An 11,041-nucleotide genomic window follows, 5' to 3' on the forward strand; every position below is an offset into this window, starting at 1 on the left:
CTCATTTCCAGACCTGCTCCTCGCTCCAGCCCAGTTCGGCGAAGTCATCGGCCCGCAGGGCGGCCTCCTCTTCACAGAAGAACTCATCCAGTTGCGGCGGCCGTACGGCCGTGTCGCTGAGCATCGCGTGCACCTGGCCGCGGTGGTGGGTCTGGTGCTCGAACAGGTGGGCCAGCAGGCGCAGGCGCTGTTCGCGCTGTACCCGGTCCGGCCGCACGATACTCACGTAGCGCGCCAGTTGGTCGTCATGCAATTGCCGGCAATAGGCGATCAGGCGCTGGTCGGCCTGGGCTTGTTGCGCTTGCAGGTCGGTGCAGGTAGCGAAGGGTTGTTCGGGCTGGAAGAAGCGCTCGCCGTCCGGGTCGGGCGCTGCGCCGCGCTGCTCGCACTCCAGCGCGTCGAGGTAGAACCAGTCAACCGTCAACAGGTGGTTGAGGGTGGCCTTGATCGAGGGGAAAAAGCTGCAGCGGGGGGCGACGAACTCGTCCTGGGTCAGTTGCAGGCAAGCCTTGTACAGGCGGTGGTTGGCCCAGCCGTTGTTGCAGGCCTGGGTCAGCAGATGATGTGACAGCGGCTCCATGGTCGGCTCCTCCTTCAGGCGAAGCGTTGCAGTTGCATCTCCCGCAGCCGGCTCAAGGTCCGCTGGTACGGGAACGCCAGGTACCCTTGAGTGTAGAGCGCATCCAGCGGTACTTCGGCTTCCAGGTACAGCGCCACCCGCCGGTCATAGCATTCGTCCACCAGGGCGATGAAGCGGCGCACGCTGTCATCCTTGGGCGCCAGCGTGGGCAGCTCGCGGTCGCCCGCCACCACCCGCGCGGCACCGTCTTCGGTACCACGGGCGATGCGCCCGGCCTGCTGCGCGCCGCTGAGCGCCGGTATGCCGCCCACGAGAATGGCCGGGAAGCGATCGCACAGGGCCATGAAGTCCATCGCAGCCAGGGGTTGCTCGCACAGGTCGGCGAAGCGGCACCACAGGGCCTGGGGGCTGTGACGCACCACCTGGACCTGGCGCGGCCCCACCTGCAACGGCTGCTCGCTGCCTGGGTCGTGCGGGCTCAGTTGATCGAACACCGTTGCCAGTGCCTCAGGCTGGGCAACCCAATAGCGCTGGCGGGCTGCGCCGGGGTGCAGGCGGTGGTCCTGTTCACCAGCCACCGCCAGCACTTTCATGTGCCGCTCGATGGCGGCGATGGCCGGCAGGAAGCGTTCACGGTTGAAGCCATCGAGGTAGAGCTGGCCTGGCGGCTGGTTGGAGGTGGCGACCACGACCACGCCCTGATCGAACAGCACCTGGAATAGGCGCCCGAGGATGATGGCGTCGCCGATATCGCTGACGAACAGTTCGTCGAAACACAGCACGCGGATCTCACCGGCCAGCTCGCGGGCCAGGGCCTGGAGCGGGTCGGCAGTGCCATTGAGCTGGAACAGCCGCTGGTGAACCCAGGCCATGAAGTGGTGAAAGTGCTGGCGCCGGGCCGCAACAGTCAGGCAGCGGTGGAACAGGTCCATCAGCCAGGTCTTGCCGCGGCCCACCGGGCCCCAAAGGTACAGCCCCTGGGGCGTGCGGCCTTGTTGCAGGGCGCCGAAGCAGGTTTGCAGGGCACTGACGGCGGCGGCCTGGGCGGGATCGGGGGCGAAGCCGCGTTCGCGTAAAGCCTGCTGGTAGAGAGTGTCGGGAGTCATGGGCACCATGGTACGACAGTGCCGGCCTCTTCGCGGGTAAACCCGCTCCCACAGGGGCGACATATAGCCCATGTCGCGTACTGGCTGTGCCGGCCTCATCGCCGGCAAGCCGGCTCCTACAGGTACTGCGCAGGCTTGAGCTCATGCGAGGCCTGTGCAGGCCAACGGAGGGCTCTATCCCTCCTGCAGGCCGACCTTCAACAATGCACCGTCCTTGGCGTCAGTCAACACGTACAGGTAGCCATCCGGCCCCACCCGCACATCGCGGATGCGCGCCTTCAGTTCGCCCAGCAGGCGTTCTTCGTGTACCACCTTGTCGCCGTCCAGTTGCAGGCGGATCAGCTCCTGTGTCGCCAGTGCACCGATGAACAGGTTGTGGTCCCATGCCTTGAACGTCGGGTTGTCGTAGAAGGCCATGCCGCTGATGCCGGGCGACTTCTCCCAGACATGGTGCGGGTCGACCATGCCGTCGACATGCTTGCCCTTGGCCTCGGGGATCGGCAGCAGCGAATAGTTGATGCCATGGGTGGCGATCGGCCAACCGTAGTTCTTGCCGGGCTCGGGGATGTTGATCTCGTCGCCACCGCGCGGGCCGTGCTCGTGGGTCCAGAGCTTGCCGGTCCAGGGGTTGAGCGCCGCACCCTGCTGGTTGCGGTGGCCGAACGACCAGATTTCCGGGCGCACGTTGTCGCGGCCGACGAAGGGGTTGTCCTTGGGTACTTCGCCGTCGGGCAGAATGCGTACGATCTTGCCTTGCAGTTTGTCCAGGTCCTGGGCGGTGGGTCGCTGGTTGTTCTCGCCCAAGGCGATGAACAGGTAACCGTTGCGGTCGAACACCAGCCGCGAGCCGAAATGGTTGCCCACCGACAGCTTGGGCTGCTGGCGGAAGATCACTGTGAAGTTTTCCAGGCGCGCCTGGTCCTGGGACAGCTGGCCGCGGCCTACGGCGGTGCCGGCCTTGCCGTCACTGCCCTCTTCGGCGTACGACAAATACACCGTGCGGTCCTTGCTGAACTCGGGCGAGAGCACCACATCGAGCAGCCCGCCCTGCCCTTCGGCCCACACCTTGGGCACCCCGGCCAGCGGCGGGCCGACCTTGCCTTGGGCGTTGATGATGCGCAGGTTGCCCGGGCGCTCGGTGACCAGCATATCCTTGCCACCGGGCAGGAAGGCCAGCGCCCAAGGGTTGCGCAGGCCGTCGGCGACGGTGCTGACGGTCAACTGGCCCTCCTCGCTTGGGTATTGCTGCTCGGCGGCGGCCTGGGCCAGCAGGGGGAACAGGCTGGCGGCGGCCAGGGTGGTCAACCAGGTGCGTGGGGTCATGCTCGGTTCCTTCGAAGGGCTCAAGGCACGCGCTGCGAATCGCGTGGCGGCCGGGTGGGTTCCAGGTTGGGGGTTTGCTGCTGGCGGCGCAGGTTGTCGCCATTGCCGATACCGCGGTTGTCGAGGGTCGGCGGGCGCGGGTTGGGCTGGGTGGACGGGCCGCGCACCGGCGGCATGGCGGGGACGCTGCCCTGGCGGCTGTTGGGGTTGGCGCGCTGGATGGGGCTGTTGTAGGGGTTGTTGTTGTCGCTGGCGGCCAGCAACGGGGGTGGCGCCTCAGGCGCGGCGTGCAGGGGCAGGCTCAGCAGCAGGCCGAGCGCCAGGGTTGGCAATGTAGGATTCATGCTTCACCTCCTGTACGAAAAGGCGCGCCTGGGCGTTGGATAGCCTACGGCGCGCAGGGTTCGATGCAAAAGTGTGAATGCTTTCCTGATGTTTCAGTGGGGTAACTGATCGCCGGCAAATCAGCCTCTGTTGGGCGTGGTCAGACTGGGGCAAGCTTGTGACGGGCGGCGTACAGGCAGAGCATTTCCATGGCCAGGGTGGCACCGGCCAGGGCGGTGATGTCGGCATGATCGTAGGCAGGGGCCACTTCCACCAGGTCCATCCCCACCAGGTTGATGCCGCGCAGGCCGCCGAGGATTTCCAGCGCCTGCACCGTGCTCAGACCGCCGCATACCGGGGTGCCGGTGCCGGGGGCGTAGGCCGGGTCCAGGCAGTCGATGTCGAACGTCAGGTACACCGGGGTGTTACCAACCCGCTGGCGAATTGCCGTGACGATGGCCTCGGTACCCTGGCGGTGCACCTGGCGGGCGTCGAGGATGGCGAAGCCCTGGCTGTCGTCGTTGGTGGTACGCAGGCCCACCTGCACCGAGCGGGACGGGTCTACCAGGCCTTCGTGTGCGGCGTGCCAGAACATGGTGCCGTGGTCGATACGCCCCTCCTCGTCCGGCCAGGTGTCACTGTGGGCGTCGAAGTGGATCAGCGCCAGGGGGCCATGGCGCCGGGCATGGGCCTTGAGCAGTGGATAGCTGATGAAGTGGTCGCCACCGAGGGTGAGCATGGCGCAGCCGGCGTCGAGGATGCGTTCGGCGTGGGCCTGGATGCTGCCGGGTACCGACTCGGGGGTGCCGCTGTCGAAGGCGCAGTCGCCGTAGTCGATCACCGCCAGGTGGTCGAACGGGTCGAACGCCCACGGCCAGTGCCGGGCCCAGGCCTGCTGCACCGAGGCGGCGCGGATAGCCCGCGGGCCGAAGCGCGCCCCGGGGCGATTGCTGGTGGCGGTGTCGAACGGCACGCCGCTGACCACCACGTCGACGCCACGCAGGTCGCGACTGTAGCGGCGCCGGGAAAAACTGGTAATGCCGGCGTAGGTGCTTTCGGCGGCGGTGCCGTAGAGGCTGTCACGGGTGATGGCCTGGTCGTTGTCCTGGGCGAGTTCCACGGTGTGCTCCTTTTCTTATTGACGGCTACGGAAGGCGGTCCACAGGCGGTTGCGCTGGCGCAGGTCGGCCAGTGCCATGCTGCGGTCGGCGAACAGGCGCTGGCGCACTTCGGCGGGTGGGTAGATGTTCGGGTCGTTGCGGATCGCCTCGTCCACCAGGGGCGTGGCGGCCTGGTTGGCATTGGCGAAGTACAGGGTGTTGGTTAGCGCGGCCACCGACTCTGGGCGCAACATGAAGGCGATGAACGCGCGGGCGGCTTCGGGGTGCGGGGCGCCCTTGGGAATGACCAGGTTGTCCTGCCACACCAGGGTGCCCTCGCGGGGGATGCGGTAGATCAGCTCGAACGGCTTGCCGGCGCGCCGCGCCTGGTCGGCGGCCATGGCCGCGTCGCCGTTGTAGGTGAGTGCCAGGCACACGCTGCCGTTGGCCAGGTCGTTGATCTGGCGGCCGTTGGCTACGTAGCTGACCGAGGGTTGCAACTGCTGCAGCAACTGTTGCGCGGCGTCGAGGTCGGCCTTGTTCTGGCTGTACGGGTCCTTGCCCAGGTAGTTGAGGGTAAGGCCGATCACCTCCTGGGGGGAATCTGGCATGGCAATGCCGCAATCCTTCAGGCGGCTGGCGTACTCGGGCTTGAACAGCAGGTCGAGGCTGTCCAGCGGCACATCCCCCAGGCGCTTGCGCACGGCTTCGACGTTGACGCCCAGGCCGAGAGTGCCCCAGGTGTAGGGCACGGCGTGGCGGTTGCCGGGGTCGGCTTCGGCCAGCTTGGCCAGCAGGTCCTTGTCGAGGTTGGTGTAGCCGGGCATGGCCCGTGCGTCCAGCGGCTGCAGAGCACCGGCCTTCAAGGCGCGGGCCAGCACCGTGGCCGAGGGCACCACCACGTCGTAGCCGCTGGCACCGGTGAGCAGCTTGGTTTCCAGCACCTCGGTGGTGTCGAAGGTGTCGTAGCGGACCTTGTAGCCGGTTTCCTCTTCGAAGCGCTTCAGGGTTTGCGGGGCGACGTAGTCGGCCCAGCTGTACAGGTTGACGACTTTTTCTTCGGCCTGCAGCGGCAGGGCGATCAACAGCGACAGCAAGCACAACGTTCGACGCATGGCGGGCACCTCGGCGAGTGGGTGGATGCCGCCAGCATGCCTATCGGGTTACATTGCAAAAATGGTAACTGTACAAAGCTGACATTCACCAGGAGCAATGTGATGCTTGGGCAACTCCACGACCTCGACCTGCACCTGCTGCGGCTGTTCGTCACTGTAGCCGAGGCCGGCGGCTTCAGTGCCGCCCAAGGGGTGTTGGGGCTCAGCCAGCCCAGCATCAGCCAGCAGATGGCCAAGCTGGAGACGCGTCTGGGTTACCGCCTGTGCAGCCGTGGCAAGCGCGGCTTTCGCCTGACCGACAAGGGCGAGCTGCTGCTGCAGGCGACCCGTGGGCTGCTAATGCAGATCGAGCAGTTTCGCCAGCAGGCCAACGGCGTGGCCGGGCGCCTGCTCGGTACGCTGCGCATCGGACTTGCGGAAAACCAGCATGCGGGCGTGACTCTGCGCATCGCCCGGGCCATCGCGCACTTTCGTCAGCGCGATGAGGCCGTGCAGCTGGAGCTGACCAGCGCGCCCCCGGCGGAGCTTGAGCGCTTGCTGCTGGAGCAGCGGCTGGATTGCGCCATCAGCTACTTTTCCGGCAGCCAGGCAGCGTTCGACTATCAGCCGTTGTTCGAGGAGCGCCAACGGCTGTATTGCGGCAAGGGGCACACATTGTTCGAGGTTGCGCAGCCAACCCGCGAGCAGCTGCTGGAGGCGGATCAGGTGCATCACCCCTACCGGTTTCTGAAACAGGGCGAGCCGTTTCGCAGCTTGCGCAGCATGGCCGTGGCAGAGCAGATCGACAGTGCGCTGACGTTCATCCTGTCGGGCCGGCATATCGGTTACCTGCCCTGCCATTGTGCCGAGCCGTGGGAGGCGCAGGGCCTGCTGCGGGCGCTGGAGCCTGGGCTGGATTTTGTGGTGCCGTTCACGCTGGCGCGGCATCGCGGGCAAGTGGCGCAGGAAGCACTGGTGGCCTTCGTGGAGGATTTGGTGGCGGTTTTTGCTTGAGGTATGGTGGGGCTGTGAGGGCCCTATCGCCGGCAAGCCGGCTCCTACAAGGGGCGTATTGGTATTTGGGGGCGCGATGATTGGCCGATGGTGCTTGATTGTGTTGCTGGGCCTGGGTTTGAACGGTTGCGCGCTGTTTCAGGGGCGTGACCCGTTGAACATCAGCGTGATCGGTATAGAGCCCTTGCCCGGGCAGGGCCTGGAGCTGCGCATGGCGGTGAAGATCCGCGTGCAGAACCCGAACGAAACGCCGGTGGACTTCAACGGCATCGCCCTGAACCTGGAGGTCAACGACCAGCCGCTGGCCGCAGGTGTCAGCAACCAGCGCGGGCATATCGACCGCTATGGCGAGCAGGTGATCGTCGTGCCAGTGAGCATCACTGCCTTTGCCTTCCTGCGCCAGGCCTATGGCCTGAGCCAGGTGGAGTCGCTGCAGGGGCTGCCCTACGTGCTACGTGGCAAGTTGGCGGGCGGCCCGCTGGGCACGCTGCGTTTCACTGATGAAGGCAGGCTCGACCTGCCGGATGCCGCAGGCGGTTGACTCAGCGGCCAGCGTTGGCGGCGGCCATCATCTTGTTGACTTCGCTGCGTACCAGGCTGGTGAACTCGGGCGGCGACATGCCGTCGAGCTCGGCCCGCACCCACTCCGCCCACTTGCCCTTGCGCCGCGGCTTCTCGGCGATCAGTCGGCCTGCTTCGCCCTTGGCCTTGCCCAGGTTGTTCTGCCAGTAGTCGAACAACCGAGCCTTCTCTGCCTCGATCTGCGCCCGTTCCTGAAAGCTCATGTTGGCCAGATTGAAACTCATGGATAGTTCCTGCCGCTGTAAAAATGGCCGCTATCTTACACTGTAGCGGCCGGACGCCGGTAAGCCGCTGCAACTTTCCGGACGCAGCGGCATCCACTGTTCAACCCCAACCCTTCACGAGGATGTGTACATGGCCAGGAAAACCACCGCGCAAGCCGACAATGACCAAATCAAGGACCAGGTGTTCAGCGAGCTTCAGGCATTGATCGAAGAATCGGAAAAACTGCTCAGCGACAGCGCTGCACTGGTAGGCGAGGAAGCCGACAGCCTGCGCGCCCAGCTGGGCCTGAAGCTGCGCCAGGCGCGCCAGGCCACCAGCCGGCTCGGGCAGCGAGCGCAGCCGGTGGTGGAGGCGACCCACGAGTACATCGGTGGCCACCCGTGGCAGACCGTGGCTATTTCAGCCGGATTTGGCCTTGTGGTGGGCCTGTTGCTTGGGCGCCGCCAGTAATCCGTACTAGGCAGCCAAAGCCATGGGGATACCGCTGTGAAAGCGCATCTCCTGGTCGGGTGACATGATCAGCTCGGCCTCCGCTTGGCGTACCAGCTCCACGACCCGGGCGATGTCATCGGCATCGCCGTACTGGTGAGCCAGCTTCAGGTAACCCTGATAGTGGCGCGCCTCGCTCTTGAGCAGGCCGTTATAGAACTTGCCGAGCTCTTCATCCAGATGCGGTGCAATGGCCGCGAAACGCTCGCAGCTACGCGCCTCAATGAACGCCCCCACCACCAGCGTGTCGACCAGCTTGACCGGCTCGTGGGCGCGTACCAGGCGACGCAGGCCAGAGGCATAGCGACCGGCCGACACTGGCCGCAGCGGTACACCGCGACGCTTCATCAAACGCAGCACCTGCTCGTGATGGACCAGCTCCTCACGGGCCAGGCGCGACATCATGTGGATCAGTTCCGGGTGCGAGTTGTACTTGGCAATCAGGCTCAGGGCCGTGCTGGCAGCCTTGAACTCGCAATTCTTGTGGTCGATGAGCAAGGTTTGCTGGTCGGCGAGCGCCGCTTCGATCCAGGCATCCGGGGTGCGGCAGCCGAGGAAGGCTTCGATTTCGGGAATCAGGGACATGGCAATCACAATCGCACAGGGCAAAGACAAAGCCCGCGATTATACCGGGGGCGGCAGCCAGTGCCAGTAGCTATGCTTGATGCACGTCAAGCGGCGACCTGAAGCGTGCCGACTATAGTCAGGCATTGGTCGCCATTCTGAAGGGAGCTCACGCCCATGCAAGCCGTTCGCAGCATCCTCGTTGTCCTCGACCCTGAACACGCCCATAGCCGTGCACTAACCCGCGCCAAGCTGATTGCTGGGGTGACGGGCGCACGCCTGCACTTGCTGATGTGTGACAAGAAGCAGGACCACAGCGCGCTGCTCAGCCTGTTGAGCAGCCAGCTGCATGATGACGGGTATGACAACGTCACCCATGAGCAGAAATGGAAGGAGAGCCTGCACAAGTCGATCATTTATGTGCAGCAGGCCGAAGGCTGCGAGCTGGTCATCAAGGAACACCGGCCAGACAACCCGTTGCGCAAGGCATTGCTGACGCCTAGTGACTGGAGGCTGTTGCGTGAATGCCCCTGTGCGGTGCTGATGGTCAAGAGCGAACGCCCTTGGACTGGAGGTGTCATCCTGGCGGCAGTAGACGTGGGGAACCAGGACGAGGACCACCGGCGCCTGCATGCCAGCATCATCGACCATGGCTATGACATTGCCGGGCTGGCCAAAGGTAAACTGCACGTCATCAGTGCCCACCCCTCCCCCATGCTCGCGGCCTCCGACCCCGTGTACCAGCTCAGCGAGACCATCGAGAAGCGCTATCGAGAGGCCTGCAGTGCGTTTCAGGCTGAGTTCGATATCAGTGAGGATCGGCTACATGTCGCCGAAGGGCCCGCTGATGTGCTGATTCCCCACACCGAAAAGAAACTGGATGCAGTGGTCACGGTAATAGGCACAGTGGCTCGTACCGGAATTTCCGGCGCATTGATAGGTAATACCTCAGAGGTAGTGCTCGACTTACTGGAAGGCGATGTGCTGGTGCTTAAGAGCGAGGAAGCGACAGCGCACCTGACAGAGCTGGCGCGCGATCAGTAGGAGTCGGCGATGCCGGCGATGAGGGCCTGGCAGTTATGTGCGTTGCCCGGGCGGGCCTCGTCGCGGGGCTCTGGATTTTCCGCCGTACAAAGACAAAACCCCTACCTGCATGCGCAGATAGGGGTTTTGCGAAATGAATCTTGACGATGACCTACTCTCACATGGGGAAACCCCACACTACCATCGGCGATGCATCGTTTCACTGCTGAGTTCGGGATGGGATCAGGTGGTTCCAATGCTCTATGGTCGTCAAGAAATTCGGTAGCCAGTCCGTTCAGATGAACAGCCTAGCGAATTCGGATATGCGATATTTGTGATGCTACGAATCTTCGGGTCTTTCGTCTTCACCACCACAATTCGGCTTACGCGCAAATTGCTTGGGTGTTATATGGTCAAGCCTCACGGGCAATTAGTATTGGTTAGCTCAACGCCTCACAGCGCTTACACACCCAACCTATCAACGTCGTAGTCTTCGACGGCCCTTTAGGGGATTCAAGATCCCAGTGAGATCTCATCTTGAGGCAAGTTTCCCGCTTAGATGCTTTCAGCGGTTATCTCTTCCGAACATAGCTACCCGGCAATGCCACTGGCGTGACAACCGGAACACCAGAGGTTCGTCCACTCCGGTCCTCTCGTACTAGGAGCAGCCCCTCTCAAATCTCAAACGTCCACGGCAGATAGGGACCGAACTGTCTCACGACGTTCTAAACCCAGCTCGCGTACCACTTTAAATGGCGAACAGCCATACCCTTGGGACCGGCTTCAGCCCCAGGATGTGATGAGCCGACATCGAGGTGCCAAACACCGCCGTCGATATGAACTCTTGGGCGGTATCAGCCTGTTATCCCCGGAGTACCTTTTATCCGTTGAGCGATGGCCCTTCCATACAGAACCACCGGATCACTAAGACCTACTTTCGTACCTGCTCGACGTGTGTGTCTCGCAGTCAAGCGCGCTTTTGCCTTTATACTCTACGACCGATTTCCGACCGGTCTGAGCGCACCTTCGTACTCCTCCGTTACTCTTTGGGAGGAGACCGCCCCAGTCAAACTACCCACCATACACTGTCCTCGATCCGGATAACGGACCTGAGTTAGAACCTCAAGGTTGCCAGGGTGGTATTTCAAGGATGGCTCCATGAGAACTGGCGTCCCCACTTCAAAGCCTCCCACCTATCCTACACAAGCAAGCTCAAAGTCCAGTGCAAAGCTATAGTAAAGGTTCACGGGGTCTTTCCGTCTAGCCGCGGATACACTGCATCTTCACAGCGATTTCAATTTCACTGAGTCTCGGGTGGAGACAGCGCCGCCATCGTTACGCCATTCGTGCAGGTCGGAACTTACCCGACAAGGAATTTCGCTACCTTAGGACCGTTATAGTTACGGCCGCCGTTTACCGGGGCTTCGATCAAGAGCTTCGCTTGCGCTAACCCCATCAATTAACCTTCCGGCACCGGGCAGGCGTCACACCCTATACGTCCACTTTCGTGTTTGCAGAGTGCTGTGTTTTTAATAAACAGTCGCAGCGGCCTGGTATCTTCGACCGGCATGGGCTTACGGAGCAAGTCCTTCACCCTCGCCGGCGCACCTTCTCCCG

The 11,041-nt window shown here is 63.4% G+C and carries 12 protein-coding genes and 2 rRNA genes (1 of these 14 cut by a window edge); 4 read left to right on the forward strand and 10 right to left on the reverse strand.

Translation table 11 applies throughout. From position 1 onward, the window contains the following. Position 1 precedes the first annotated feature (1 nt). The 6 genes from KSS94_RS17635 to KSS94_RS17660 all read right to left on the reverse strand — a co-directional run bounded on the left by KSS94_RS17635 (position 2) and on the right by KSS94_RS17660 (position 5,548). Positions 2-580 carry a DinB family protein gene (locus KSS94_RS17635; RefSeq protein WP_217839369.1) on the reverse strand — a complete coding sequence of 193 codons (579 nt, stop codon included), beginning with the start codon at positions 578-580 and terminating at the stop codon, positions 2-4. A gap of 14 nt (positions 581-594) precedes the next feature. After that, positions 595-1,686 carry a cell division protein ZapE gene (zapE, locus tag KSS94_RS17640; protein WP_437179978.1) on the reverse strand — a complete coding sequence of 364 codons (1,092 nt, stop codon included), beginning with the start codon at positions 1,684-1,686 and terminating at the stop codon, positions 595-597. Between the two features lie 174 nt (positions 1,687-1,860). Then, entirely contained in the window at positions 1,861-3,009 is a 1,149-nt protein-coding gene (locus KSS94_RS17645; protein WP_217839370.1) for a PQQ-dependent sugar dehydrogenase, read from the reverse strand. A gap of 20 nt (positions 3,010-3,029) precedes the next feature. After that, the gene (locus KSS94_RS17650; RefSeq protein WP_217839371.1) at positions 3,030-3,353 is read right to left on the reverse strand and encodes a hypothetical protein; all 324 of its coding nucleotides are present in this window, start codon (positions 3,351-3,353) and stop codon (positions 3,030-3,032) included. A 140-nt stretch (positions 3,354-3,493) separates the two neighbouring features. Then, positions 3,494-4,453, reverse strand: a complete 960-nt coding sequence (speB, locus tag KSS94_RS17655; protein ID WP_217839372.1) for an agmatinase — start codon at positions 4,451-4,453, stop codon at positions 3,494-3,496. A 15-nt stretch (positions 4,454-4,468) separates the two neighbouring features. After that, positions 4,469-5,548, reverse strand: coding sequence for an extracellular solute-binding protein (locus KSS94_RS17660; RefSeq protein ID WP_217839373.1), 1,080 nt, complete (start codon positions 5,546-5,548; stop codon positions 4,469-4,471). 102 nt (positions 5,549-5,650) lie between these two features. Here KSS94_RS17660 and KSS94_RS17665 point away from each other — a divergent pair, with 102 nt between their 5' ends. Beyond that, on the forward strand, positions 5,651-6,541 hold the full coding sequence (locus KSS94_RS17665; RefSeq protein ID WP_217839374.1) for a LysR family transcriptional regulator: 891 nt from the start codon (positions 5,651-5,653) through the stop codon (positions 6,539-6,541). 76 nt (positions 6,542-6,617) lie between these two features. Next, positions 6,618-7,082: an LEA/WHy family protein gene (locus KSS94_RS17670; protein ID WP_217839375.1), complete on the forward strand. Its 465-nt coding sequence runs from the start codon at positions 6,618-6,620 to the stop codon at positions 7,080-7,082. A 1-nt stretch (position 7,083) separates the two neighbouring features. On the opposite strand, the gene KSS94_RS17675 is transcribed toward KSS94_RS17670, so the two are convergent. Then, positions 7,084-7,347, reverse strand: a complete 264-nt coding sequence (locus KSS94_RS17675; protein ID WP_217839376.1) for a hypothetical protein — start codon at positions 7,345-7,347, stop codon at positions 7,084-7,086. A 130-nt stretch (positions 7,348-7,477) separates the two neighbouring features. Here KSS94_RS17675 and KSS94_RS17680 point away from each other — a divergent pair, with 130 nt between their 5' ends. After that, positions 7,478-7,798: an ElaB/YgaM/YqjD family protein gene (locus KSS94_RS17680; RefSeq protein ID WP_217839377.1), complete on the forward strand. Its 321-nt coding sequence runs from the start codon at positions 7,478-7,480 to the stop codon at positions 7,796-7,798. 6 nt (positions 7,799-7,804) lie between these two features. Here KSS94_RS17680 and KSS94_RS17685 read toward each other — a convergent pair whose 3' ends face one another. After that, positions 7,805-8,422 (reverse strand): MiaE family protein, encoded by a 618-nt coding sequence (locus KSS94_RS17685; protein WP_217839378.1) that lies wholly within the window; start codon positions 8,420-8,422, stop codon positions 7,805-7,807. Between the two features lie 156 nt (positions 8,423-8,578). Here KSS94_RS17685 and KSS94_RS17690 point away from each other — a divergent pair, with 156 nt between their 5' ends. Further along, positions 8,579-9,445 carry a universal stress protein gene (locus tag KSS94_RS17690; RefSeq protein WP_217839379.1) on the forward strand — a complete coding sequence of 289 codons (867 nt, stop codon included), beginning with the start codon at positions 8,579-8,581 and terminating at the stop codon, positions 9,443-9,445. A gap of 138 nt (positions 9,446-9,583) precedes the next feature. On the opposite strand, the gene rrf is transcribed toward KSS94_RS17690, so the two are convergent. Further along, positions 9,584-9,699 (reverse strand): 5S ribosomal RNA (gene rrf, locus KSS94_RS17695). A gap of 134 nt (positions 9,700-9,833) precedes the next feature. Next, positions 9,834-11,041: ribosomal RNA gene (locus tag KSS94_RS17700) — 23S ribosomal RNA — on the reverse strand; it runs 1,685 nt beyond the window's last position.

The organism is Pseudomonas fakonensis, from assembly GCF_019139895.1.
GTDB lineage: Bacteria > Pseudomonadota > Gammaproteobacteria > Pseudomonadales > Pseudomonadaceae > Aquipseudomonas > Aquipseudomonas fakonensis.